The sequence below is a fragment of the Aeromonas sp. QDB11 genome (genome assembly GCF_027705265.1).
GTDB lineage: Bacteria > Pseudomonadota > Gammaproteobacteria > Enterobacterales > Aeromonadaceae > Aeromonas > Aeromonas allosaccharophila.
Map to the genome: position 1 here is coordinate 1 of NZ_JAPDBM010000035.1, position 26,109 is coordinate 26,109.

General features: G+C 53.0%; 22 protein-coding genes and 5 pseudogenes. 17 read left to right on the forward strand and 10 right to left on the reverse strand.

The window, feature by feature from the left end; translation table 11 throughout:
- Together OKC40_RS12875 and OKC40_RS12880 are read right to left on the reverse strand one after the other, a co-directional pair.
- Positions 1–143: pseudogene (locus OKC40_RS12875) on the reverse strand (IS630 family transposase); the annotation flags it as partial.
- 88 nt (positions 144–231) lie between these two features.
- Positions 232–408, reverse strand: a complete 177-nt coding sequence (locus OKC40_RS12880) for a hypothetical protein (RefSeq protein ID WP_270795437.1) — start codon at positions 406–408, stop codon at positions 232–234.
- A 562-nt stretch (positions 409–970) separates the two neighbouring features.
- Between OKC40_RS12880 and OKC40_RS12885 the strand changes: the two genes are divergently transcribed.
- The gene (locus OKC40_RS12885) at positions 971–1,348 is read left to right on the forward strand and encodes a hypothetical protein (protein WP_064341425.1); all 378 of its coding nucleotides are present in this window, start codon (positions 971–973) and stop codon (positions 1,346–1,348) included.
- Positions 1,349–1,741: 393 nt separating this feature from the next.
- Here OKC40_RS12885 and OKC40_RS12890 read toward each other — a convergent pair whose 3' ends face one another.
- Positions 1,742–2,968 (reverse strand): RNA-guided endonuclease InsQ/TnpB family protein, encoded by a 1,227-nt coding sequence (locus OKC40_RS12890; protein ID WP_064341426.1) that lies wholly within the window; start codon positions 2,966–2,968, stop codon positions 1,742–1,744.
- A gap of 58 nt (positions 2,969–3,026) precedes the next feature.
- Between OKC40_RS12890 and tnpA the strand changes: the two genes are divergently transcribed.
- Positions 3,027–3,431, forward strand: coding sequence for an IS200/IS605 family transposase (gene tnpA / locus OKC40_RS12895; RefSeq protein ID WP_064341427.1), 405 nt, complete (start codon positions 3,027–3,029; stop codon positions 3,429–3,431).
- Positions 3,432–3,484: 53 nt separating this feature from the next.
- Positions 3,485–3,652: pseudogene (locus tag OKC40_RS12900) on the forward strand (DUF1349 domain-containing protein); the annotation flags it as partial.
- Between the two features lie 107 nt (positions 3,653–3,759).
- On the opposite strand, the gene rimO reads toward OKC40_RS12900, so the two are convergent.
- Positions 3,760–5,088 carry a 30S ribosomal protein S12 methylthiotransferase RimO gene (rimO, locus tag OKC40_RS12905; protein ID WP_064341428.1) on the reverse strand — a complete coding sequence of 443 codons (1,329 nt, stop codon included), beginning with the start codon at positions 5,086–5,088 and terminating at the stop codon, positions 3,760–3,762.
- A gap of 292 nt (positions 5,089–5,380) precedes the next feature.
- Here rimO and OKC40_RS12910 point away from each other — a divergent pair, with 292 nt between their 5' ends.
- A complete protein-coding gene (locus tag OKC40_RS12910) occupies positions 5,381–6,505 on the forward strand; it encodes an HD-GYP domain-containing protein (protein WP_270795439.1) in 1,125 nt (374 codons plus the stop codon).
- 163 nt (positions 6,506–6,668) lie between these two features.
- Here OKC40_RS12910 and OKC40_RS12915 read toward each other — a convergent pair whose 3' ends face one another.
- From OKC40_RS12915 to OKC40_RS12940, 6 genes are all read right to left on the reverse strand, one after another.
- Positions 6,669–6,854: a hypothetical protein gene (locus tag OKC40_RS12915; protein ID WP_270795441.1), complete on the reverse strand. Its 186-nt coding sequence runs from the start codon at positions 6,852–6,854 to the stop codon at positions 6,669–6,671.
- 42 nt (positions 6,855–6,896) lie between these two features.
- Positions 6,897–7,478, reverse strand: a complete 582-nt coding sequence (locus tag OKC40_RS12920; protein ID WP_270795442.1) for a NifB/NifX family molybdenum-iron cluster-binding protein — start codon at positions 7,476–7,478, stop codon at positions 6,897–6,899.
- Positions 7,475–7,789, reverse strand: coding sequence for a DUF134 domain-containing protein (locus OKC40_RS12925; protein WP_270795443.1), 315 nt, complete (start codon positions 7,787–7,789; stop codon positions 7,475–7,477). Before OKC40_RS12925 ends, OKC40_RS12920 begins: the two co-directional genes overlap by 4 nt.
- Positions 7,790–8,011: 222 nt before the next feature.
- A complete protein-coding gene (locus tag OKC40_RS12930; protein ID WP_227094991.1) occupies positions 8,012–9,193 on the reverse strand; it encodes a dicarboxylate/amino acid:cation symporter in 1,182 nt (393 codons plus the stop codon).
- A 192-nt stretch (positions 9,194–9,385) separates the two neighbouring features.
- Positions 9,386–9,937, reverse strand: coding sequence for a hypothetical protein (locus OKC40_RS12935; RefSeq protein WP_270795446.1), 552 nt, complete (start codon positions 9,935–9,937; stop codon positions 9,386–9,388).
- Positions 9,938–10,042: 105 nt separating this feature from the next.
- Positions 10,043–10,681: a TetR family transcriptional regulator gene (locus OKC40_RS12940; protein WP_270795448.1), complete on the reverse strand. Its 639-nt coding sequence runs from the start codon at positions 10,679–10,681 to the stop codon at positions 10,043–10,045.
- Between the two features lie 140 nt (positions 10,682–10,821).
- Here OKC40_RS12940 and OKC40_RS12945 point away from each other — a divergent pair, with 140 nt between their 5' ends.
- The 13 genes and pseudogenes from OKC40_RS12945 to OKC40_RS13005 all read left to right on the forward strand — a co-directional run.
- Positions 10,822–12,015, forward strand: coding sequence for an efflux RND transporter periplasmic adaptor subunit (locus OKC40_RS12945; protein ID WP_270795450.1), 1,194 nt, complete (start codon positions 10,822–10,824; stop codon positions 12,013–12,015).
- 17 nt (positions 12,016–12,032) lie between these two features.
- Positions 12,033–15,182: an efflux RND transporter permease subunit gene (locus OKC40_RS12950; protein WP_270795451.1), complete on the forward strand. Its 3,150-nt coding sequence runs from the start codon at positions 12,033–12,035 to the stop codon at positions 15,180–15,182.
- 599 nt (positions 15,183–15,781) lie between these two features.
- Complete coding sequence (gene rfbB / locus OKC40_RS12955; protein ID WP_270795454.1) at positions 15,782–16,867, forward strand: dTDP-glucose 4,6-dehydratase; 1,086 nt, start codon at positions 15,782–15,784, stop codon at positions 16,865–16,867.
- Positions 16,867–17,754, forward strand: coding sequence for a dTDP-4-dehydrorhamnose reductase (gene rfbD, locus OKC40_RS12960; protein ID WP_270795456.1), 888 nt, complete (start codon positions 16,867–16,869; stop codon positions 17,752–17,754). The genes rfbB and rfbD overlap by 1 nt, the downstream gene beginning before the upstream one ends.
- A gap of 113 nt (positions 17,755–17,867) precedes the next feature.
- Positions 17,868–18,746, forward strand: a complete 879-nt coding sequence (gene rfbA, locus OKC40_RS12965; RefSeq protein WP_139750983.1) for a glucose-1-phosphate thymidylyltransferase RfbA — start codon at positions 17,868–17,870, stop codon at positions 18,744–18,746.
- A gap of 61 nt (positions 18,747–18,807) precedes the next feature.
- A complete protein-coding gene (rfbC, locus tag OKC40_RS12970; RefSeq protein WP_270795459.1) occupies positions 18,808–19,359 on the forward strand; it encodes a dTDP-4-dehydrorhamnose 3,5-epimerase in 552 nt (183 codons plus the stop codon).
- 167 nt (positions 19,360–19,526) lie between these two features.
- Positions 19,527–20,093: an acyltransferase gene (locus OKC40_RS12975; RefSeq protein ID WP_270795460.1), complete on the forward strand. Its 567-nt coding sequence runs from the start codon at positions 19,527–19,529 to the stop codon at positions 20,091–20,093.
- Positions 20,094–20,104: 11 nt separating this feature from the next.
- Positions 20,105–20,803 carry an SDR family NAD(P)-dependent oxidoreductase gene (locus tag OKC40_RS12980; RefSeq protein WP_270795462.1) on the forward strand — a complete coding sequence of 233 codons (699 nt, stop codon included), beginning with the start codon at positions 20,105–20,107 and terminating at the stop codon, positions 20,801–20,803.
- Positions 20,804–20,826: 23 nt separating this feature from the next.
- Complete coding sequence (gene rffA, locus OKC40_RS12985; RefSeq protein WP_270795464.1) at positions 20,827–21,954, forward strand: dTDP-4-amino-4,6-dideoxygalactose transaminase; 1,128 nt, start codon at positions 20,827–20,829, stop codon at positions 21,952–21,954.
- A 36-nt stretch (positions 21,955–21,990) separates the two neighbouring features.
- Positions 21,991–23,517 carry a lipopolysaccharide biosynthesis protein gene (locus tag OKC40_RS12990; RefSeq protein WP_270795465.1) on the forward strand — a complete coding sequence of 509 codons (1,527 nt, stop codon included), beginning with the start codon at positions 21,991–21,993 and terminating at the stop codon, positions 23,515–23,517.
- Positions 23,518–23,645: 128 nt separating this feature from the next.
- Positions 23,646–23,909: pseudogene (locus tag OKC40_RS12995) on the forward strand (transposase); the annotation flags it as partial.
- A gap of 67 nt (positions 23,910–23,976) precedes the next feature.
- Positions 23,977–25,128, forward strand: a pseudogene (locus OKC40_RS13000) (IS30 family transposase).
- 9 nt (positions 25,129–25,137) lie between these two features.
- Positions 25,138–26,025, forward strand: a pseudogene (locus OKC40_RS13005) (IS3 family transposase); the annotation flags it as partial.
- Positions 26,026–26,109: the final 84 nt, after the last annotated feature.

The following is a 26,109-nucleotide window of genomic DNA, read 5'->3' on the forward strand; positions in this document are numbered from 1 at the left end:
TGATGAACATCGGTGATCGTGCGTCCTTCATGTAACAGCAAGATGGCCATCAAGCGACGAGCATGTCCTTTATCACGGGTGGCATGGATGATTTTGTGAATGCGGCGCCGTTGTGGTCGTGGCAGAGGTGGTAGGATAGGCATCAACTCAGTCCTTTGGGTGTGGCTTGTTTTGTTTAGCGACTAATCAGATCGCACAAACTGGACTGAGTTCCCTTCCTCCGGTGATCTACTATTCGGAACAGCTATTTAGGTTATGAATTTGTTTTTCAGCACCTTTAGGAAGCTTACTCATCAAGTAATCTATTGGTTTTCCAACAACCTGAGTCATTTTTTCTGTGATTGTATCTTGCTCCAATAAATTTACTGCTTTCTCCAAATCTCTCATATCTTTTTCTTCAAAAATCATTTTAATAATCCTTATTTATATTAACCGAAATTTGGAACCGAAATTTTAAATTTGGGACACCCACCTTTTGGGTGAGGCGTAACGCCACCAAAACCCACGCTACTGCTCGTGGATTACAGCTTCCAATATGCTCCATAACCAGCGGGGGGCAGCAGCCCATCACTGATGAATAGGCACCTGATGGCTATGTTAAGCCAATCGAATCTGCTCTCACCAGTCAAAAAATGACGTAACTATCAGAAAAATCGCCTTTTTTGCGCTGGCTCAACAAATCGCACGGATCGGGCACTGGATTCCCATGGCCCTTGATTTTATTGGGGTTGGTAGGCGTGGTGGGGAAGAGGGTGGCTGGCTTGCTGGTGGCGAAGGTTGGCTAGGGACAATCCCGCTCAGCCAATCGGCGCTATAGTGCGGGCGATGGTTGCCCTCTGCTCCGTCTCTCAAGCTGGCGAGGTGGGGGATCTGCGGCAACAATCAGCTGTTGCAATCACAGCCATTTGCAACACATCGTCATGCCAATATGACCAGGCAAACACATCACTAGATAGAGAGGAGATCTCCCATGAAGCGTACCATCCTGTTCGGCCTGCTTTGCGGCAGCGTGCTGCTGGCCAATCCGGTCTTTGCCAACGACGCAGCCCAGTTGCAGTGCGAGGCGCAAGCCGCGGCCAAAAAGCTTAACGGCGCCGCCAAAACCAGCTTTGTCGGCAAGTGTGTGAAAGATGCCACTGGCGCCGCGAGCGGTGAGTGCGAGAAGGCGGCCGCCGACAAGAAGCTGGCCGGTGTGGCCAAGAACAGCTTTATCCAGAAGTGCGTGAAGACGGGCGCGGCGGTGGATCCGGCGGCCAAGTGCGAGAAGGCGGCAGCCGACAAGAAGCTGGCTGGCGCGGCCAAGAACAGCTTTGTCCAGAAGTGCGTGAAGGATAGCGCCGCCAAGTAAGGCATTTTCTCATCCGGTGTGTTTGCGGGGGGCCATCAGGCCCCCCGCGCTTTTTGGGACGCACTGATGGCGCAACGCACAAGCCTTGTATCGGGGCAGCAATAGCGACACTATTGACTCCTTTTATGGGTTCCGCAGAGGCGCAGCCATGACCTGTCGTGACCGGACGAGGCGTTGGCTAGCCCCATTTGTGCGGGATTACGCGGGATAAAAGGGAGCAAAGCAGGATGATGGAAGGGATGGAATGGCGCTGGCTCAATGAGCCCGCCGAATGGCACCAGACAGATGACGGTTTGCTGGTGGTAACGGACTAGCAGACCGATTTTTGGCGCAGCACCTGGTTTGACATCCTCCCCCACCTTCGCGCTTCGCGTCTCAGGAGGGGGATTCCCATTACTGGGTGATAGCTGCTCTCGCAGTACCGGGTTCCTGCTTCATCGGGCGGCCTGTTTGCACCGCTCCTCCACAGGCTAAAACGGCGTGTCCCGCCGCTAAAATATTGCGAGCGCCGTTCACATCGGCGTTCGCCTCATAACCACACGCAACGCATTTAAACTGGCTTTGCGTCAGGCGGTTATCCTTCGCAGCGTGCCCACAACAGGCGCATTGCTGGCTGGTGTAGGCCGGATTAATCACCAGCACCTGACCGCCTCGCCATGCCTGCTTGTATTCGAGCTGGCGGCGTAGCTCAAACCAGCCCTGATCCAATATCGAACGATTCAGCCCTGATTTTGCCCGGACGTTGCGCCCCGGCTGGCTTGTCGTGCCCGCTGCTGATTTTGACATGTTGGAAACCTTCAAATCCTCAATAACAATCATCGCGTGGTTTTTGCTGATTGTCGTGGTGACCTTGTGAAGGTAATCGCGGCGGGTATTGGAGATATGTGAGTGCAGCCGCTGGATCTTGGCTTTTTGCTTCTTCCAGTTACTGCTGAACTTTACTTTTTTGCTCAACTGGCGTTGGAGCCTTGCCAGCTTGGCCTGATTGGTTTTGAAGCTGTTGACGGGCTCAAACACCGTACCATCTGACAGGGTTGCGAGCTTGGCGATACCCGCATCCAGCCCGACCATTGAGCCGGACGGGTGAACTGGCTCGGGGTGCTCCTGCTCGACCTGAAAGGAGATATACCAGTGCCCGGCGGCTTGGCTGACAGTGGCGTTTTTAATCTTCCCTTCAACTAGCTGGGACTGGCGGAACTTGACCCAAGCCAGCCCGGCTGGCAGCTTCACTCGCCCTTTTTCAAGGCGGCAATACTTGTCGAAGTTGACAAATCTGATTGAGTCTCTGTTGTCGCTTTTCTTCTTGAAAACAGGAGCCTTGGCGGCGAGTTTCTTATCAAAACAGCGCATCCACGCGCCGTGCAAATCCTTGAGTTTCTGCTGGAGGTTGTCGGTGTATGCCTCAACCAGAAAGGCCATTTCCGGGTCTTTCTTCCAACTGGTGAGCATCCGGTTCAGCTCAAAAGCAGAAGGCAGTTTTTCGCCAGCATCAAGAAGGCGTTTGGTTTCTGCCAGCCCGTGATTCCAGACATAACGAGCACATCCGCCCAACTGGCGCAGGCGTTGTGCTTGTTGTTCAGTCGGATCAAGTCGGAATTTGTAGGCTTTAAGAATTTGCATTCAATACTCAGTATGTAGCAATATTTCTTCGCATCATTACACCGAACAGAGTCATTGAATGCAAGTCATAAACATCAATAAGTCACGCTATGCCGCTTATCTCCTCCATGTTCACTTGGTGTTTGTGACCAAGTATCGAAAAAAGATATTGGGCGATTTACACCTTGCCGCATTCAATCAGTATGCCACTGTGGTTTGTAACGACTTTGGCGCGGAACTGAAAGAGTGTGACGGAGAGGCTGATCATGTTCACATGCTGATAGAGTACGGCCCAACAGTACAGCTATCGGTACTGGTGAACTCGTTGAAGGCAGTCACATCAAGGCGACTGCGCAATGAATTCCTGGACTTAAGAGGTGCTTACAGTAAGCCCGAGCTCTGGTCACGCTCCTACTTTGCTGGCTCTTGCGGCGGTGCGCCGTTGGAGGTGATCAAGCAATACATTCAAAACCAGCGGGGCTGACGCCCCGGCGAAATTCCCCTCCCACCTACGTCGGAGGGAGTCCCCTTTCGCATTCAGATGGCAAGGTGTGGCCGCTGCTGCGTCTAGCCCCGTTTCCGCCAGGCGAAAGTTGCTTTATCGGGGTGATGTGCTGCACACCGGAGCGGCAGGGACTGGCGGTGCACTTCTCTGATTTGCGCCTCACAGCGCCCCTTGGCAAGGCACTGCACGACCTCGGCTAGCGGTTTATCGCCAGTAGTTGTTAAACAAAAAGCGCCATCAGGCGCTTTTTGTTTAGTTACGTTGAACGCTATCGGCTCAACGCGCGGCGTGTTTACCCATGGCAGGGTTAGCCAATCAGGCTGGCCCACAGGTCATATTCGTCGGATTCGTCGATCCGCACCTTGACCATGTCGCCCGGCTTGAGGCCGGTTTCGCCGTTGAGGTAGACCAGACCATCGATCTCCGGTGCATCGGCAAAAGAGCGGCCAGTGGCGCCCTCTTCGTCCACTTCGTCGATGATAACGGTCATCTCCTGACCCACTTTGCGAGCCAGTTTGCGGATGGAGACCTGCTGTTGCAGCTCCATAAAACGCTGGAAGCGCTCTTCCTGTACCTCTTCCGGTACCGGATCCGGCAGCTCGTTGGCCAGCGCCCCTTCGACCGGGCTGTATTTGAAGCAGCCGACCCGATCCAGCTCCGCCTTGTCGATAAAGTCCAGCAGCATCTGGAAATCTTCCTCGGTCTCGCCCGGGAAGCCGACGATAAAGGTGGAGCGCAGGGTGATCTGCGGGCAGATCTCGCGCCACTTCTGGATCCGCTCCAGGGTGCGCTCGACCGTACCCGGGCGCTTCATCAGTTTGAGGATGCGCGGGCTGGCGTGCTGCAACGGAATATCGAGGTAGGGCAGTACCTTGCCATCGCGCATCAGCGGGATGACGTCATCCACGTGCGGATAGGGGTAGACGTAGTGCAGGCGCACCCAGATATCGAGCTTGGCCAGCTCTTCGCACAAGGCGACCATGCTGGTCTTGACCGGCATGCCGTCGTAGAAACCGGTGCGGTGCTTCACATCGACGCCGTAGGCGGAGGTGTCCTGGGAGATCACCAGCAGCTCCTTCACGCCCGCCTCTTTCAGGCGCTTGGCTTCTGCCAGCACGTCGCCGATGGGGCGGCTCACCAGATCCCCGCGCATGGAGGGGATGATGCAGAAGGTGCAGCGGTGGTTGCAGCCCTCGGAAATCTTCAGATAGGCGTAGTGGCGCGGGGTCAGCTTGACGCCGTGGGCCGGAACCAGACTGGTGAAGGGGTTGTGCTGCGGCTTCTCCACATATTTGTGGACGTGACCCAGTACCTCTTCATAGGCGTGGGGGCCGGTGATCTCGAGCACCTTGGGGTGGATCTCGCGGATCTGGTTCTCTTTGGCGCCGAGGCAACCGGTGACGATTACCTTGCCGTTCTCGGCCAGCGCTTCGCCGATCGCTTCCAGCGACTCTTGCACCGCGCTGTCGATAAAGCCGCAGGTGTTGACGACGACCAGCTCGGCATCGTCATAGCTGGGCACCACATCGTACCCTTCGGTACGCAGCTGGGTCAGGATACGTTCTGAATCGACCAGGTTTTTGGGGCAACCCAAGGAGACGAATCCTACTTTGGGGGCCTGTTTTGTGTTGGACATCGCTCAATCACTCTTAGGTGGCTCTTCTTTAAGGGCGCGGATTTTACCGGAATGGTTAACCAAAAACTATACAGCCAGCATGGCAGAACCGAACAATATCTCCGACCAGGCAAGATTGCGCCGCACCAGCAGCCGGTGATGGCGCGCCCTTGGTAGGGCTATTGCCTCTGCCATGCGGGTTGGTTGTGGGGATGCCGCTTTGTTGATTTTCCTCTCAATATTGATTTGGTGACAGAGAGGAGAGCACCGGGAGTCACTATACTCCCGGTACGGGAACCCGTTGGAGAAGGCGATGGATAGTTCATTTGGCGAAAAAATGCAGAGCGTACATGCCACGCTCAGGCAGCGCTTTGACAAGCTGAGTCGGGTAGCCATCGCGATTTACGACCCTCATACCGATCAGCTCAAGACCTTTGCTCACAGCACCGAGGGGCCCTCGCCACTGGTGCAGTATGAGGTGAAGCTGAGCGATGTTCCCTCCCTGAGTTATCTGGCGGAGCACAAGCAGCCCCGGGTGCTCGGCAATCTCGATGCCCTGCGTGGCTCTGCGTCGGAGCACAGCCGCAAGGTGCTGGAGGCGGGTTATGCCTCCAGCTATACCGAGCCGCTGCTGTTCAACAGCAAGCTGTTTGGCTTTCTGTTTTGCGATGCCATGGAGCCGGGATACTTCGAGGAGCCGATCCGCAGCGAGCTGTCGGCCTATGCCCAGGCGCTTTCGGCCATCATTGCGGTGGAGTTTTTCTCCATCCAGACCCTTGGCGGCGCGCTGACCACGGCGCGGGAGTTCAGCCGCTATCGGGATGAGGAGACCGCCAACCATCTGCACCGGATGTCGGCCTACTCCCGGCTGATCGCCAAGACGCTGGCCCCGACTTGCGGGCTGAGCGATGAGGAGGTGGAGTTTATCTACCTCTTCTCCGAGCTGCACGACATCGGCAAGATCGCGGTGCCAGATGCCATTTTGCTCAAGCCGGGCAAGCTGACCCCGGAAGAGTTCGAGATCATGAAGATCCACCCCGGCAAGGGGCGGGAGATGATCAGCCTGATGATCAACGAGTTTGGTCTCGATGGCATTCATCATACCGACATGCTGACCAATATCATCGCCAGCCATCACGAACGCTTTGACGGCACCGGCTATCCGCTGGGGCTGGCGGGGGAGGCGATCCCGCTGGCGGCGCGCATCGTGACGGTGGCCGACGTGTTTGATGCCCTGACCAGCGAGCGCCCCTACAAGAAGGCATGGCCGTTCGAGACGGCGTTTGCCTATCTGGAGGAGCATGCCGGCAGCCAGTTTGATCCCGCCTGCGTTGCCGCAGCCCTGCACAACAAGGCCGAGTTTTATGCCATCTATCAGCAGTATCAAGATCCGGCCTGCTCTGCGAGTGTGGCGCCCAGCGGCGCCGAGCCGGGTTGAGCGCGTGTGATGAGCATAAGGGGGAAAGAGGCGGTTCAAGCATGACGAGGAGTAAATAGAGAGGGGGCACCAGCAGGTGCCCCCTCTCTTTTATGCGCTTCTCGATTCCACGCGCCTTTATTTTTCCGACCTTCTATCTGCGGCTAGGGCGTTTGCGCTCAGGTTACTTTTTGGGCGTCGGCTCGCTGATCTGGTAGAGGTGATCCGCGCAGGCGCTGGAGCAGCCACAGGGACGCACCTCTTTATCTTCCCGCTTCTGGGAAAGCTGGTATTGGCGCCACCAGATGATGGTGCCCATGGCCAGGATCAGTACGAACGAGGCGAGCAGGCTCAACAACCAGATGGACATGATCTCTTCTCCTTGAAGGTGATGACATGCACGGCGATGGCATCAGTGATGATGGCTGCAACCGCCCTGCTGGTTGGCACCCTCACTGCCGTGGCAACAAGTATGGCCTTGTCGTGAGCTCTCTGCCTGATTGCCACTACTGGCGCAACAGTGATCGGAGCCACTGTTGCAACCACCATTACAATGGCTATGACTCTGGCCTGCTCCAACAGGCTGGATGGCACGGATCGCAGATTTGCTCTGATGACGGCGAGACGGGCGCCCCTGACTGGCCTCGGTGAGAGGTTGCAAATTGGCGGGGGCCAGCAGCGCGGGCAGCGGCAGGCGGGCAGAGCGGCACTGCAGCACCCGGATATTGGCCGCCAGCAGGCGACTCAGCATCCGCTCGCCGATATTGCGCACCACCACCTGACCCACTTGATGATGGGCGAGGGCGTCGAGCAGCGCTTGCTTGCCGTGGCAGCCTTCGGCGGCGGCCGGGTTAGCCAGGGTGGCGATGACGTTCCCTTCGGGGTTAAGAATTTGCAGCTGCTCGGCACGGGTAAAGTGGCCAGCCAGCAACCCCTGACTCAGCATCAGGGCGCTGTTGCTGGGGTTGGCGGTCATGGTTGTGACAGCATTCATGTCGGCTCTTCTCCACTGGTTGGGTGGTCGGGCTCGGCGGGTTGCATCATCAATGCCTTGCCCAGACTCAGACACTCCACCACCTTGTAGCGCCCTTTTTTCAGGATATTGGCCAGGGTCTGGCGGGAAATCCCCATCACCAGGGCGGCCTCCTGCTGCTGCATTCCTTGAAGGTCGACGAGGCGCAGTGCCTCGAACTCGTCAGGGGCCAGCGTGACCTGTTCCAGCTGATGCATGGGGCGGCCGTTGGGTTTGAAGCAGCTGTTGGCGGGGCGGCCACAGATCTGGCGGGCAATCTTGGGTCTTGGCATGGTGGCTCCTAATTGGCTAAGCCATTTATACGCTTATATGTGGCATATGCCAATAATTTTGTCTGATGCAGAGGGTAGCGCCAGTGCTGTTTACGGCAGAGGGGGGTAAAGAGAGGGAGGAGGAATACGCACAAAAGCAGTGAAGGGGGCAGAAACGACGCAGGCCCGAACATGGTTCGGGCCTGCGGTTTTGCAGAGGATGGTCGGGCTATCCCGGCTAGCTTACGCCTGTTCGGCCTCGGCCACGGGGGCTGCGCTCTCGCTACCGTTGGCGAAGCGATCCGCCCACAGGGCAATCACGCCGTCACCGGTGACGTTGCAGGCGGTGCCGAAGCTGTCTTGCGCCAGATAGAGGGCAATCATCAGGGCGATGGAGGCTTCACCGAAACCGAGCATGGAGGTGAGCAGGCCCAGCGCCGACATCACGCCACCACCCGGCGCGCCCGGTGCGGCGATCATGATCACCCCCAGCATCATGATGAAGGGGAGCATGGTCTCGATGCCCGGAATGGCCAGATGCTCGGAGAGGAACATCACCGCGGTGGCGCAGGTGACCAGGGTAATGGTGGAGCCACAGAGGTGAATGGTGGCACACAGCGGCACGGTAAAGTTGGCGATGCCGTCGCTCACCCCGTTGTTCTTGCTCGATTGCAGGGCGACCGGAATGGTAGCGGCGCTCGACATGGTCCCCAGCGCGGTAAAGTAGGCGGGTAGCATGTTCTTGATGAGCTGGGTCGGTGAGCGGCCAAGGGCCAGACCGGTACCCACGAACAGCACGGATAGCCAGACCCAGTGCATCAGGATCGCCATCACCAGTACCACGCCGAAGGTTTTCAGGGTGGCGAATACGGTGCCTTCTACCGTCATCTCGACAAAGACCCCGGCGATGTAGAACGGCAGCAGCGGGATGATCACCTTGGCCAGCAGGCGGTCGATGATGTCACGACCCTGATCGGCGACCCGGCGCAGATCGGTGGCCTGGGTGGCGCTGATGCCGATGCCGAACACGAAGGCGGCGGCCAGTGCCGACATCACGCCAAACAGCGGCGGGATCTCCAGATTGACGTAGGAGGCGAGTTTGATGGCCGTGGCCGTGGTGGGCTCGGCGGCGGTGGTGAACTGCGGGATCAGGTGGCTCGCCACGGTAAAGGCGAACAGCCCCGCCAGAATGGTGGAGCAATAGGAGAGGGCCACGGTTTTGCCCAGCAGCTTGCCGGAGTTTTTCGGCAGGCTGGCGATGCCGCTCATGATAAAGAACAGAATGATGAGCGGAATGGTGAAGGTGATCAGCTGACCTATCACTGTCTTGGCCGTAAACAGCACGCGCGCCACCCACTCAGGGGCGTAGAGACCGAGCAAGAGACCGGCAAGGATGCCAGCAATGAGTTTCAGGACAAGTTTCATAAGGAAATCCGGAGTTGGTTGTATTGTCTGTTTTGTTATTAAAATTTGATATTAATCACACTTTTTAACACGTAAGCCGTGTTATGTCTGCCTTTTCTGCGTTAACGCCGAGTTAAATATTGTCGAAAGCCAGGATCGCCGACTAGCTGTCGGCTTGGCGTTGAACGGGAAAATCCGTGATGAATTAGCCCGTTAGGTGGCCTGATGATCGCCACGCAGCAACATGACGTACTGGGTGGCGTTTTGACTTGAGGAATCTGACGTACTGGCTGATACGGCTTCCATCGGCGCCAGTTGCAGTGCTATCCCGGATGTGGTGACCAGTTGCTGTAGCTGAGCGTGACTTATCTTGCCGCTTGGCGGCAGGGGGAAGCAGAGCGGAGCGCCCGCTTTGAGCAGGGTCGCCAGCTGTTGCAACAGGGGGACAAGGGTGGCCGCGTCGCCATCAAGCGGGCGGCTCAGCCAGATGCCATCGTAAGGGAGCACCGAGTGCATCTTCGCCAGCGGGCAGACCCGCACAGCCTGCCCGGATTGCTGCGAGGCAACTCTGGCGTCGGCCAGCACAGCTTCACAGGCAGTGACCACATACCCTTCTGCACGCAGCCAGCACAGATCCTCCCCCATACCGCACTGACCATTGAGCAGGTGAGCATCGGGTTTGAGGTGCGCCACAAAGGCAGCCCGAACGCGGGCATGCTGGTCGTTAAATGGCCGGGAAGCGGGGATGGCGTCAGAGAGTGGCACAGGGGTTACCTCAAGCAGGGGGCGCACAGGGTAACAAATCGGGGCCCGACTGCCAAAGCGCGCGGTCAGGCCCCGATTTGGATGGGTGGGAGTTGCCGGAGCCGGTTAGCGGCCGCAGGCAGGCCCGTGGGGCTGGGCCAGCATGGTGAACATGCTCTCTATCAGGAAGGCGGATTCGCCCTGCAGGTCTATCCGCCCCGGAAAGTGGAGCCAGTTGATGATGTAGCCATCCAGGGTGCAGTGGAGCAGGGTGGCGGCGCGCTGCAGGTTGAGGTTGGCGGGCAGTTGGCCCCGTCGTACCGCATTGGCCAGGGTGGTCTCCAGGTCCCGAAAGAAGTTGGCGGACTGGCTGCGGATATGCTCGCGCAGTGAGATGGCTTCCCCCTCCAGCGATTCGAGATTGAACAGGATGGTGAACATCTGCCGCTGGGCCGGATTGTGAATGAAGCTGTGGAGCACCCCTTCGAAAAAGAGGCGCAGTTGCTCCAGCGGATCCGGCTCATCTGGGTTGAGGCAGGCGTCGAGCTGGTGGGCGAGGGGACTGCAGAGCTCCTGCCAGAGCGAAATGAAGAGTTCATCCTTGTTCTTGAAGTGCCAATAGATGGCCCCGCGGGTCAGGTCTGCCGCCCTGGCGATGTCGGTCAGGCTGGTCTTGGCCAGGCCCTGAGAGCAGAACAGATCCAGCGCCGTGCTCATGATGTGGCAGCGGGTTTGCTGCGCCTCTTCTTTGGTTCGTCTGGCCATCGAAATTTGTGCCTCATGCAAGCAAAAAGTCACTTACATACATTTATGAATGTATGTATATTGCCTCATCTTCCGACTATTTACCAACAGGGCCCATGCGGCCCTGATTGTTCATTGACTGGCAAAGGCTCAGGTGTTTCATGCATAAACATATTCTTGCTCGTTCAGTTGGTCTTGCCTTGCTGGCTACAGGCTTGCTGGCAGGTTGTGGTGACAAGGGGGGCGCACCCCAGGGACAGGGCGGTATGCCCCCCGCGGCGGTCAATGTGGTGACCCTGCAGAGCGGTCCGCTGATGTTGACCACCGAGTTGACCGGTCGCAGTGCCCCGTTGCGGGTGGCTGAAGTGCGTCCGCAGGTGAGCGGCATCATCCTCAAGCGCCTCTTTACCGAGGGGAGCGATGTGAAGGCGGGCGACCTGCTCTATCAGATCGACCCGGCTGTCTATCAGGCGGCAGTCGCCAGCGCCAGGGCCAATCTGGCCAAGGCCGAGGCCAACGAGCAGAGTGCCCGCCTCAAGGCGCAGCGCTATCAGGAGCTGCTCAAGGTCAAATCCATCAGCCGTCAGGACTATGACGACGCCGATGCGAGCTGGAAGCAGGCCAAGGCGGAGATCATGGCGAGTAAGGCGGCTTTGCGCACTGCCGAGATCAATCTCGGTTACACCCGCATCACTGCACCCATAAGCGGCCGTATCGGTAAATCTGCGGTGACCGAGGGGGCGCTGGTGACCGCCCAGCAGGCTGATAGCCTGACCGCCATTCAGCAGCTTGATCCCATGTATGTGGATGTGCGTCAGTCCACCGCCGATCTGCTGCGCCTCAAGCGACTGGTCGCCGAGGGCAAGCTGACACAGGACGAGCAGAAGGGGGCCAAGGTGACCTTCCAGCTGGAAGATGGCTCCACTTATGGCGAAGAGGGCTCGCTGCAGTTCTCCGATGTGACCGTGGATGAGACCTCCGGCATGGTGACCCTGCGGGTGATTGTGCCCAACCCTCACCAACTGCTGCTGCCCGGCATGTTCATGCGCGCCACCCTGCAAGAGGGTGAGCGGGCGCAAGGGCTGCTGGTGCCGCAAACTGCCGTGACTCGCACCCCCAATGGCGGTGCCACCGTGATGGTGGTGACCGCTGATAACAAGGTGGAGCTGCGCAACGTGCAGCTGAGCCGGGTCGTCGGCAGCAACTGGGTGGTGGAGTCAGGCCTCACCTCCGGCGAGCGGGTGATCGTGGCTGGCTTGCAGAAAGTACGACCGGGCGCCGTGGTCAATCCCGCCGAGCAGGGTGCTGATGCACCGTCTGCTCAAGCTGCGTCCAACACCCCGGCCAACAAGTAGGATGGAGTAGTCGCTTCATGGCTCGATTTTTTATAGACAGACCCATTTTTGCCTGGGTGATCGCGCTGGTGATCATGCTGGCGGGCAGCCTGGCCATCATCAAATTGCCGGTCGCCCAGTACCCGAGCATTGCGCCGCCTGCTGTCGGTATTTCTGCCAGCTATCCGGGCGCATCCGCCAAAACGGTGGAAGACTCGGTAACCCAGATCATCGAACAGAACATGACCGGGCTGGATCACCTGCTCTACATGTCCTCCCAGTCTGACTCCGCGGGGCGGGTGTCGGTGACCCTCACCTTCCAGCCGGGTACCGATCCCGATATCGCCCAGGTGCAGGTGCAGAACAAGCTGCAGCAAGCGATGTCGCTGCTGCCGCAAGAGGTTCAGCAGCAGGGGATCCGGGTACAGAAGACCTCCAGCAGCTTCCTGATGGTCGCGGCGTTCATCTCCAGCGATGGCAGCATGAATAACGACGATCTGGCGGATTATGTGGTCTCCAACATCAAGGAGCCCCTGAGCCGTCTGGACGGGGTAGGGGATATCACCTTGTTCGGCAGCCAGTACTCCATGCGGGTCTGGCTCGATCCCAACAAACTCAACCGGGTGCAGATGACACCGGGTGATGTGCAGGCGGCCATCAAGGCGCAGAACGCCCAGGTGGCGTTCGGCAAGCTGGGCGGTACTCCGTCGGTGGAAGATCAGCAGTTCACCGCCACCATCATGGGACAGACCCGCCTCTCTACCGTGGAGCAGTTCAACGACATCCTGCTGCGGGTGAATCAGGATGGCTCCAAGGTGCGGCTGAAAGATGTGGCCCGGGTCGAGCTGGCGGGCGAAAGCTATGACGCCGATGCGCTCTACAACGGCCAGTCTACCGCCGCGGTCGCCATCAAGCTGGCGACCGGTGCCAACGCGTTGGATACCGCCGAGAAGGTGCGTGCCAAGCTCAATGAGCTGTCGGATTACTTCCCGGCCAACATGGAGATCGTCTACCCCTACGACACCACGCCGTTTGTGAAGATCTCCATCGAGGAGGTGGTGCAGACCCTGATCGAGGCGATCTTCCTGGTGTTCTGCGTCATGTATCTGTTCCTGCAGAATTTCCGCGCCACCCTGATCCCGACCATTGCGGTGCCTGTGGTGCTGCTTGGTACCTTCGGGGTGATGGCGGCGTTCGGCTTCTCCATCAACACCCTCACCATGTTCGGTATGGTGCTAGCCATCGGTCTGCTGGTGGATGACGCCATCGTGGTGGTGGAGAACGTGGAGCGGCTGATGAGTGAGGAGGATCTCTCCCCGCTGGAAGCGACCCGCAAGTCGATGACCCAGATCACCGGCGCGCTGGTGGGGATCGCCCTGGTGCTCTCCGCCGTGTTCGTGCCGATGGCCTTTTTCGGCGGCTCGACTGGCGCCATCTATCGCCAGTTCTCGCTGACCATCGTCTCGGCCATGGTGCTGTCGGTGCTGGTGGCGTTGATCCTGACTCCGGCGCTCTGTGCCACCCTGCTCAAGCCGATGAAACATGGCGAGTTTGGGGCCAAGCGCGGCTTCTTTGGTTGGTTCAACCGCGCCTTTGATGCCGGTACCAATCGCTATCAGAGCGGCGTGCGCAAGGTGATCAAGCAGGGCGTGCGCTACAGCATCATTTACGGTGCCATGCTGGCGGTGCTGGCCGTGCTCTTTATGCGGATGCCCACCTCTTTCCTGCCGGAGGAGGATCAGGGGGTCATCATGTCCATGGTGCAACTGCCGGTGGGGGCGACCAAGCAGCGCACCGAGGTGGTGCTGGCGGACATGCGCGACTACTTCCTGAAAAACGAGAAAGATAACGTCGATTCCGTACTGACTGTGGCGGGCTTCAGCTTCGCCGGTAGCGGTCAGAACAGTGGCATGGCCTTTATCAAACTCAAGGACTGGAGCGAGCGCAAGAGCCCGGATCGCAGCGCCAATGCCATCATCGGCCGCGCCATGGGTTATCTGTTCAGCATCAAGGAGGCGCAGGTCTTCGCCTTCAACCTGCCTCCCATCCCCGAGCTGGGTACGGCGACCGGTTTTGACTTCTTCCTGCAGGATCGCGGCGGTATCGGTCACGAGAAGCTGATGGCGGCGCGCAACCAGCTGCTCGGCATGGCTGCGCAGGATCCGACTCTGGTGCGGGTGCGCCCGAACGGGATGGAAGATACGCCGCAGCTCGATATCAAGATCGACTATGAGAAGGCGCTGGCGCAGGGGCTCTCCATTGCGGAGATCAACAACACGCTGGCAAGTGCCTGGGGTTCAGCCTACGTCAATGATTTCATCGACCGCGGCCGGATCAAGAAGGTCTATATGCAGGCGGATGCCCCCTTCCGGATGAACCCGGAAGACCTGAAGCTCTGGTATGTGCGCAACAGTGCCGGTCAGATGGTGCCCTTCTCCGCCTTTGCCAGTACCGAGTGGAGCTTCGGCTCACCACGTCTTGAGCGCTACAACGGCGTGCCGGCGATGGAGATTGTCGGGGAAGCGGCGCCCGGCAAGAGTACCGGTGATGCGATGGCTGCCATCGAGCAGATGGTGAAGAAGCTGCCGGAAGGGGTGGGCATCGAGTGGACCGGGCTCTCCTTCCAGGAGCGGCAGGCTGGCTCACAGGCGCCTGCGCTCTATGCCATCTCCTTGCTGGTGGTGTTCCTCTGTCTGGCCGCCCTCTACGAGAGTTGGAGCATTCCGTTCTCGGTGATGCTGGTGGTGCCACTCGGGGTTCTGGGGGCCATTTTGGCTGCCACCCTGCGCGGGCTGGAGAACGACGTCTACTTCCAGGTCGGCCTGCTCACCACCATTGGCTTGTCGGCGAAGAACGCGATTTTGATCGTGGAATTTGCCAAAGAGCTCTATGACAAGGGGATGGGACTGGGTGAGGCGGTGGTGGAGGCGGCGCGCCTGCGTCTGCGTCCGATCCTGATGACCTCGCTTGCCTTTATCCTCGGGGTGCTGCCGCTGGTGATCAGCTCCGGCGCCGGTGCCAGCAGCCGTAACGCCATCGGTACCGGCGTGATGGGGGGGATGATCAGCGCCACCGTGCTGGCCATCTTCTTCGTGCCGCTCTTCTTTGTGCTGGTGATGCGCTACTTCACCAGCCACCAGAGCAAAGAGGCGCGCCTGACCCATACCCATGAGTCAAAACATGACTAATGGCTGGCTGGCGATTGTTCTCTGAACTAACCTGCAGGTGCCAGAATTGGTTTTGATAGAGTCCCTTCCTGTTAATGGGGCAACCAAAATGGTTGCCCCATTTTTCTCCATATTGCTCATGTTTGGCTGCTCTTTCACCACTTTATATGGAGGGGTCATACAGCTCTTTTGGTTCTCCATCGACTCTTGATTAAAAACGAGAGATTAAGACACTTTTTGGTGTGCACTCTTGTCGTAATCGAGATAGAATCTTTCGCTCTATCGGGCTGGTACGGTGTGTCGTTCTTGCCATGTACGAGCGCTATCTTGCTGAAATATGCTAAGTAGCCGCATGGTAAAGCACCATCAAGACAAAATAATGCTGGAGGACACGATGACCAACAGCAAGTACAATCAGGTTAAAAGCAGCAAACTGGGGGCTGTAACCCAGGGGCGGTAGCCAATGAATTTACTGCTGATTTGTTTGGGTTTTACCCATCGCCTATCGCTATGCCTTGTAGTTATGTTGATGTTTAAGACCACAGCCCTGAGCTGTCATTTGTTTTCGCATTAGCCCGCACCCTCTCCCAAACCAACTCTTCGCAAGAGAACACATATCTATGAAAATTCTCGTTACCGGTGGCGCAGGCTTTATCGGCTCTGCCGTGGTGCGCCATATCATCCGTGATACTCAGGATGCCGTTATCAACCTCGATAAACTCACCTATGCCGGCAATCTGGAATCCTTGGGCAGTGTATCGACAAGCGAGCGTTATGCATTTGAGCAGGTGGATATCTGCAACCGTGCCGAGCTGGATAGGGTGTTTGCCCTGCACCAACCGGATGCGGTGATGCACCTGGCCGCCGAGAGTCATGTTGATCGCTCCATTACAGGGCCGGCTGACTTTATCGAGACCAATATCGTTGGCACCTATATGTTGCTGGAAGCGGCTCGCGCCTATTGGAACGGTCTGGACGAGGTCCGCAAAGCGGCCTTCCGCTTCCACCATATCTCCACCGACGAGGTGTATGGGGATCTGCCCCATCCGGATGAAGTCGCCGCCGGTGAGCCATTGCCACTCTTTACCGAAACCACCCCCTACGCCCCCAGCAGCCCCTATTCTGCTTCCAAAGCCTCCAGCGACCATCTGGTACGCGCCTGGCGCCGTACTTACGGCCTGCCAACCATCGTCACCAACTGCTCCAACAACTACGGCCCGTACCACTTCCCCGAGAAGCTGATCCCGCTGGTGATCCTCAACGCGCTGGATGGCAAACCGCTGCCGGTATACGGCAAGGGCGACCAGATCCGTGACTGGCTCTACGTGGAAGATCACGCGCGCGCGCTCTACAAGGTGGTGACCACGGGCGTGGTCGGAGAGACCTACAACATCGGTGGTCACAACGAGAAGCAGAATCTGGAGGTGGTCCATACCATCTGCGATTTGCTGGACGAGATGGTGCCCAAAGCGGGCGCTTACCGCGATCAAATCACCTATGTGGCGGATCGTCCGGGTCACGATCGCCGCTATGCCATCGATGCGACCAAGATGAGCAGTGAGCTTGCTTGGCAACCGCAAGAAACTTTCGAATCGGGGATTCGCAAAACTGTGCAGTGGTATCTGGATAACCAGCAGTGGGTCAACAACGTCAAGAGCGGTGCCTACCAATCCTGGATTGAGCAGAATTACGGGGAGCGTGCCTGATGCATATTCTGCTATTTGGCAAAAATGGCCAGGTCGGCTGGGAGCTGCAACGCGCATTGGCGCCGCTCGGGCGCATCACTGCCGTTGATTTTGACTCCACCGACTATTGCGGCGATTTCAGCAATCCGGCTGGGGTGGCCGAGACAGTTCGTCTGTTAAAACCGGATGTGATTGTCAACGCCGCAGCCCATACCGCAGTCGACAAGGCCGAAAGCGAGCGGGAGTTTGCCGAGCTGCTCAACGCGACCAGTGTGGCCGCTATCGCCAAAGAAGCGGAAGTATTGGGTGCCTGGTTGGTGCATTACTCCACCGATTATGTGTTCGATGGCAGCGGCGAACGCCCCTGGGTTGAAACTGATGCGACCGCCCCACTCAACGTCTATGGCGAAACCAAGCTGGCCGGGGAACAGGGTGCAGCCCTCTGCGCTCGTCACCTGATCTTCCGCACCAGTTGGGTCTACGCTGCCCGTGGCGCCAACTTTGCCAAGACCATGCTGCGTTTTGGCAAAGAGCGTAGCGAGATGTCAGTCATCAATGACCAGTTTGGCGCTCCGACCGGCGCCGAGTTGCTGGCTGATTGCACCGCCCATGCGATCCGCGTGGCGCAGCGCAAACCCGAGGTCGCCGGGCTGTACCACCTGATTGCCTCTGGGACTACCACCTGGTTTAACTACGCCCAGCTGGTGTTTGCCAAAGCCAGAGAGGCCGGGGTTGAACTGGCGGTGACACAACTCAACGCGGTGCCGACCAGCGCCTTCCCGACCCCGGCCAAACGCCCCCATAACTCCCGCCTTGATACCGACAAATTCCAGCGTACCTTCGATCTGGTGCTGCCGGACTGGACGGTCGGTGTGGAGCGGATGTTGACCGAGATCCTGGGCAAATAAATCACTGGTCATGGGTGTAGTGACTGCATTCCTGACTGGAAGGGATAAAACGTAAAAGGTGTGGCCGCAAGCTACCCTTTTCTTTTGCAATTTAAAAATAAGAAACAAGCATCATGACCAAACGTAAAGGCATTATTCTGGCCGGTGGCTCAGGCACCCGTCTCTATCCGGTGACCATGGCGGTGAGCAAGCAGCTGTTGCCTATCTATGACAAGCCGATGATCTACTACCCGCTCAGCACCCTGATGCTGGCCGGTATTCGCGATATTTTGATCATCAGTACGCCGCAAGATACTCCCCGTTTTGAGCAATTACTGGGTGATGGCAGCCAGTGGGGCCTGAACCTGCAATACAAGGTCCAACCAAGCCCGGACGGATTGGCCCAAGCCTTTATTCTGGGTGAAGAGTTCATCGGCTCAGACCCCTGTGCGTTGGTGCTGGGCGATAACATCTTCTACGGTCACGACCTGCAGAAGCAACTGGAGGCGGCTGCGGCCAAAGAGAGCGGTGCCACCGTCTTTGCCTACCACGTGCATGACCCCGAGCGTTATGGGGTGGTGGAATTTGATAAAGAGGGCACTGCTATCTCTCTTGAAGAGAAGCCGCTGGAGCCCAAGAGCAACTATGCGGTCACCGGCCTCTATTTCTACGACAACAGTGTGGTGGAAATCGCCAAGAGCCTGAAGCCATCACCCCGTGGTGAGCTGGAAATTACCGATGTGAACCGTATCTATCTGGAGCAAGGCAATCTGTCTGTAGCGATGATGGGCCGAGGTTATGCCTGGCTTGATACCGGTACCCATGAAAGTCTGATTGAAGCGAGCAACTTTATTCAGACTATCGAGACGCGTCAGGGATTGAAAGTCGCGTGTCCGGAAGAGATTGCCTATCGCCAGAAGTTTATTACTGCCGACCAAGTCCGTGAACTTGCTGCGCCGTTGGCAAAAAATGCGTATGGACAATATTTGTTAAGAATGGTTGCCAAAGCCTGATGTGATAGCGGGGGGGAGGGAAGATGCCCCCATAAAGATTAAATTTAATGTGGATAGAGAGATGAATGTAATCAAGACATCAATCCCTGACGTGCTTATTTTTGAGCCAAAAGTCTTTGGTGATGAGCGTGGTTTTTTCTTTGAGAGTTTCAACCACAAGTTGTTTGAAGAGGCGGTGGGATATCCGGTGAATTTTGTGCAGGATAATCACTCCAAATCTTCAAAAGGCGTATTGCGCGGCTTGCATTATCAATTGCCCCCTCATGCCCAGGGCAAGCTGGTGCGCTGTGTTGCAGGTGAAGTGTTTGATGTAGCGGTCGATATTCGCAAAAACTCACCAACCTTTGGACAATGGGTTGGGGTTCATCTTTCAGCAGAAAATAAACGTCAGCTATGGATCCCGGAAGGATTTGCACATGGTTTCGTAACATTGACTGATACTGCAGAGTTTTTATATAAGACAACAAATTATTATTGTCGAGATAGTGACAGAGGTATTATCTGGAACGATGAGCAATTGGCCATAACATGGCCTAATAAAGGTATAGATTATCTTTTATCTGATAAAGACCAACAGCAACCGATGTTTATTAATATGGAATCATTTTTTTAGTCTTGGTTTAATATTTTAATGTGGCAAAGAATAAAAATCTGAAATGACTTTTTTCAGAGTTTTGACGTATTGGATAATGTATTCTTGAATATTTTTTCTCCATGAAGTCTCCTTTCAGGGATCATATTCTAGGGATCATATTCTATTGTGAGGCGATGAGAATCGAGATGGCATTCTTAACAGAAAAGCAACTTAAAAATATTGGATTTAAGTATATTGGTTATAATGTTAAGATAAGTGATAAATGTTCAATTTATAATCCAGAAGAGATCTCTATTGATGATAATTCGAGAATAGATGATTTTTGCCTGATTTCTGGGTTAATACAAATAGGTAAGAATGTTCATATAGCTGCATATTGCAATTTGGCTGGTGGAACATCAGGTATCACAATGAATGATTTTTCTGGGCTTGCATATGGTTGCCATGTCTTTACACAAAGTGATGACTATTCAGGTGAGACAATGACTAATCCAACCATTCCAAAACAATTCAAAAAGGAAACATTCAAGGCAGTTTCAATAGGAAAACATGTAATTGTGGGAACAAAAAGTACTATATTACCGGGTGTTGTTTTATCTGAAGGGTGCTCTGTCGGTGCAATGTCAATGGTAACGAAAAGTACTAAGCCGTGGGGTATATATTTTGGTATTCCAGCTAAGCGCATCAAAGAAAGAAAAATGAATCTTTTAGAGTTGGAGAAAAAGTATATTGCTGAGTTATATAGTAAATAAAAGGGATTTTTATGAACGTGCTTGTTACTGGTGGTAGTCGAGGGATTGGCTTATCTATTGTAAAAAAAATGGCGGCACTAAATCATCGAGTTGTGTACATATATAAAAACACTCCTGCACAAGTTGAGTTACCAAATGTGGTATCGTATAAGTTAGATTTGACAGTAAAAAAACACTGCGATGATTTGTATTCATATTTGTCAGATAATAAAATGATGCCTAATATTTTGGTCAATAATGCAGGTGTGACTTGTGACAAGCCTTTTCATAAAATGACCAACGACGAATGGCTATCAGTAATTAATTTAAATCTTATATCTTTATTTAATATTACTCAGCCTGCATTTTCTTATATGAGAGTTAATGGGTTTGGCAGAATAATAAATGTATCTTCTGTCAATGCACATAAAGGACAGTTTGGGCAGGTTAATTATTGCGCTTCAAAGGCTGGTGTTTTAGGTTTTACAAAAGCCTTGGCTTTAGAAGGTGCAGCTAAAGGGGTAACCGTAAATTCTATATCGCCAGGATATACAGAAACAGATATGATAAATTCTATCAATGTGGACATCCTTAATAAAATTAGAAATGCCATACCAACTGGACGATTTGCAACACCAGATGAGATTGCAACATTGGTTTGTTTTTTATCTTCAGAAGATGCAGCATATATTAATGGTACTGATTACTCCATCAATGGTGCATTATATTAAACTTACATGACGGTGAGCTAATTATGATTCCATTTAATAAGCCATATTTACATGGTAGAGAAGTAGTTTATATTGCTCAAGCAGTCGCTGCTGGAAAAATTTCAGGTGATGGAGCATTCACGAAAAAATGTCATGATTTTTTTGAGAGACGTTATGGGTTTAAAAAAGCCTTAATGACTACATCGTGTACTGATGCTCTAGAAATGGCTGCTCTGTTGCTAGATATAAAGCCTGGTGATGAAGTCATTGCCCCATCTTATACATTTGTCTCGACGGTCAATGCATTCGCTTTACGAGGAGCGAATATCATCTTTGCTGATAGCTATGCAGATCACCCAAATATTGATCCTGAGCAAATCATTAAGCTGATTAATGCCAAAACAAAAGCTATTGTCGTGGTTCATTATGCTGGTGTTGCATGTGATATGGATGCAATCATGGCAATTTCTAAGGAATATAATATTCCTGTAGTGGAGGATGCTGCTCAAGCGATAGATAGTTATTACAAAGGGAAACCACTTGGTAGCATTGGTACTTTTGGTACTTTTTCCTTCCATGAAACCAAGAATATAATATCTGGTGAAGGCGGGTTATTAGCTATTAATGATGAGCGATATATACATCGCGCAGAGATTATTCGCGAGAAAGGAACTAACCGCTCATCATTCTTCCGTGGGGAAGTTGCCAAATATGGTTGGGTGGATATAGGTTCATCATTTTTACCATCGGATATTATTGCTGCTTATCTTTATGCTCAGCTTGAAAATATGGAAACAATTCAAGCTAGACGTAAAGCTATTTGGCAGCGCTATTATGATAAGTTGAGTTCTGCATTAACTAACAGTGGAATTAGATTACCTAAAATTGTTGAATACGCGACTAATAATGCACATATGTTTTATCTTGTATGTGAAAACCTAAAGCAACGAACAGAATTGATTGAAACGCTGAAAAACATCAATATACACGCAGTATTCCATTACTTATCTCTTCACTCAAGTGAATATTATCAGGATAAATATAATGGTCGTTCATTACCAAATTCAGATTTATTTTCTGATACATTAGTTCGTTTACCATTATTCTATGAGTTATTAGATGAGCAGGTAGATACTATTTGTGAGTGTATTTCTGATTTTGTTAAAAAATAAATATAACTTTTCATTTCCTTAATGAAATAATTAAATATGTTTAAAAAAGCGTTCATTCTGTATGGCTGCCAAATATATAAGGCTGTACTTCCATTAGCATTTACACCATTAATATTAAATATATTGGGGGCTGAGCGATATGGAATGATCGCTTTTTTTTATATGTTAGTGGCTTTGCTGGGCCTGCTTGATGCTGGCGTTAGTGGCAGCTTCTTAAAATTAGTTGCAACTAATCGTTCTAGGTTGATTGCATATAAAAAAGTGGCTATCCTTTTTTGTAAAGTATTTGTCGTATTTATTTTTATATCTATAGTGTTGTGGCTATGTTTCTATGTCGGCGATGAATATATAGCCACTAACTGGTTGAATTCATCAATTGAATCATCAGAAGCGACATATGCAATTAAGGCAATAGGATTTATTCTGGCTGCTCTTTATATAAAGTCATATTTAAGTAGTTTTCTTAATGGAATGGAAAAACAGGAGTGGGTGACTATATGGAGTGTTGGTTATAGCTCTCTATTTTATTTTATCTCATATTACGCTATAAAAAATATAGACAACACACTTATTACTTTTTTTGACGTCATGTTTGCAGTGTCATTATTAGATCTTTTTGTGGTTATTTGTTTAGTAGTAGTTGTTTATTTTAAACATTGCCGAACATTAAATTTGGAATTGCTAAATAATAAAGGCGCAGACTCAAATTTACCATGCAGCGATGAGTTGAGTATAAAAAGGACGTTGCGATTTTCAATTCAGCTATCAGGCCTATCTCTAATATGGGTTGTAGCAACACAAGTAGATAAGTTCGTATTGTCAGCCTATATATCATTAGATGAGTATGCTAAGTATCAAATTGCAGTCCAGTTGTGTAGTGTTATTGCAATCTTTAGTGGGCCGCTGACGCAAATTTTATTGCCTCGATTAAGTTCATTGCATGCGAGTAATCAGCTACAGGAGTATTCTAAGTTGTATTGCTCATCTATTCTTATATTTATCGGGGTTCTTTCACCATTGTTGCCATATTTTTTCATCTTTGGGGATGATCTAATAACATTATGGATGAAAGATACAATGTTGAGCCAATCGATAAATATGTATGCTAAATGGCTGGTTGCCGCAGCATTTATTGCTGCAACAATGAATTTCGTATTTATTTGTCTTTATACATTGAACCAACTTAAATATCACTTTTATGCATATGCCACATACTCATTATTTACGATACCGTTATCTATTTTTGTCGCAAAAAACTATGGTGCGATAGGTAGTGCACAGTTTGTGTTTTGTCACACACTTATTTTTATGTTGGTGTGGGGTGGGTGGCAAATGAAGAAAAAATTCCCCAGTTTTGTTGGCTTTCTGGTGCTTTTTTATATATTGATCACTGTCCTTTCTTCAAGCGTATTCATGATTATGAGCATGATATTGGGTGAATCAACGTATCTTGCGGTTAGGGTTTTTATACCCCCACTATGTAATTTTTTATTACTATGTTGTTTGTTTTTTATTTTTAGATGCAAAATTATATCAGTAATATCATCAGTTAAGTTGATTTAGAATGTAAGTTTGTATGGAGATGCTATTCCCCTGACAGTTGCCCACGAAAGGGAGTGTTCATGCGGCTGAGGTATCCTGATTGTCACAGACTGTCCCGATTGTTACGATGAGACAATCGGGGGTATTGAATGAAACTGAGAGAACACTATTCACCAGAGTTTCGGGCAGAGTCGGTTCGACTGGCATTGGAGCAAGACCTTAGCCAAGCGGAAGCCGCCAGAAGGTTGGGGATTGCCAAAGGCACACTGAGCAACAGGGTTGTCGCAGCCAAAGGAGGAAAGGATACATCGGCCATTCCTGGAGCGCGTTCTGTCGCCGAGCTGGAGGCTGAAGTGGCCCGGCTACGCAAAGCTCTCGCACAAGCCAACATGGCGTGCGACATCATAAAAAAGGTGGTTGTAGATTCAATTGGTCAACGCAACAACCATGTGAAAACATGCAGTTGCGGAGGATTGTTGAATGAAGCGAACATTTACTGCAAAGGTAAAAAGCGTTTGTTTTTGAGCTGTAGAAGCGCGGAACAGGCTTCAGTGAGATAGCGAAAATCCTAGATTCGAAACCTGGCACAATTTTTACCATGTTGAGGGACACAGGGGGCATAAAACCTAACGATCGTCGTCGTGCTGTGGCTCACCTGACACTATCTGAACGCGAGGAAATTCGTGCCGGTTTATCTGCAAGAATTAGTATTCGTGCAATTGCGCATGCCCTTCACCGTTCTCCATCAACAATATCTTGGGAAGTTCAACGCAATCGCGGCAGACGTTATTACAAAGCCGTCGATGCGAATAATCGTGCTAGCCGCATGGCTAAAAGACCCAAGACATGACTTCTGGAGTGGAATTCGCAACTGCGAAAACTGGTGCTGGAAAACTCGAGTTGAAATGGTCTCCAGAGCAGATATTGGGGTGGATAAGAAGAACGATGCCCCGCCAGAAGGCGATCCAGATCTCTGCCGAAACAATCTATAAAACGCTGTATTTTCGCAGTCGGAGTGTGTTGCACCACCTGCTTGTCAAGCATCTGCGTCGTTCCCACAGCCTGCGCCATGGAAAGCGCCATACCCGCAAGGGAGAGAGAGGCACCATCAATATCGTGAACGGAATTTCAATTCATGAGCGCTCCAGGCACATCGATAACCGACGCTCTTTCGGCCACTGGGAAGGGGATTTGGTTTCCGGTACCAAGAACTCTCACATAGCCACACTTGTAGATAGAAAATCGCGCTATACCCTTATTCTCAAGCTAAGTGGAAAAGATGCAGGGTCTGTGAATCAAGCACTTACCGAAAAATTTCAAGAGCTTCCACCAAAGCTCAGGCTGTCACTGACATGGGATCGCGGTATGGAACTGGCCAAGCATTTGGAGCTTACCGCCAGCACAGGAGTTCAGGTTTACTTCTGCGACCCTCAGAGCCCCTGGCAACGGGGCACGAACGAGAATACCAATGGTCTGATCCGACAGTACTTCCCCAAAAAGACATGTCTTGGCCAGTTTACCCAGCAGGAACTGGAGCAGGTTGCAACCCAACTAAACAACAGACCGAGGAAAACCCTGAAATTTAAAACTCCAACGGAGATCCTTGAAAAGGGTGTTGCATTGACAAGTTGAATCTACAGCCGCGTACTTTGCTCAGGAGTCACTGCCAAGTACGCGTGGAGAGCCAGGCAGCAGGTCCTCTATCCCATTTCCGTTATCTTCGTGTGCTGGAGGTCTCTCGTGCGGGCTTCTACTACTGGCGTCAGCGTCCACCGTCACAGCGCCAACAAGAAGATGAGCGACTCAAGGTCGCCATTCGGGCTGCTCACAGCAAGACGCGCCAGACTTATGGCGCAGTGCGTTTACAAGCTGAATTGGCCGCCGAAGGATTTTTCGCCGGTCGGGACCGGATTGGGTGATTGCGCCGTGAAATGGTGTTATCTTGCAAACAAAAGCGCAAATTCAAGGCGACAACCCATTCTTCCTATTCCCTGCTGGTGGTGGAGAATCTTCTGGGTCAGGTCTTTGTGCCAACGAAACCCAACGAAGTCTGGACCTGTGTGATATTACCTATATTGCTACCGACGAAGGCTGGCTTTATCTGGCTGGTCTCAAGGATGTGTTTAGCTGCGAAATAGTGGGCTATGCGATGGGAGAGAGGATGACCACCGGGTGTCAGCCTGGCGCTGTTGCGGGCTGTGCTGCAGAAGAGGCCGCCCGTTGGGCTTATCCATAACACAGACCGGGGAAGCCAGTGCTGTGCCAGGTACAATTTGGCATGAAGACCTCCATGTCACGCAAGGGGAACTGCTTCGACAATGCCCCGATAGAAAGCTTTTGGGGGGCTCTTAAAAATGAACTGGTTCATCACCACAGATACCATAGATTCAAGACGAGAGCGGAGGCTACTGCAGCGATTCAGGAATACATAGGGATTTTTTACAACCGCTAACGTCGGCATTCACGACTTGGCAATGTCAGCCGGCTGAGTTTAACAAGAGGTATTGGAGAACGGCTCAGGCTGCTTGATCCGGGACTGTCCGATCTTGTCAGGACACCTCAGTGCGCACTAAAGTAGCTTAAACAAGACACCGGTTTGAGGCCGGTGTCAGG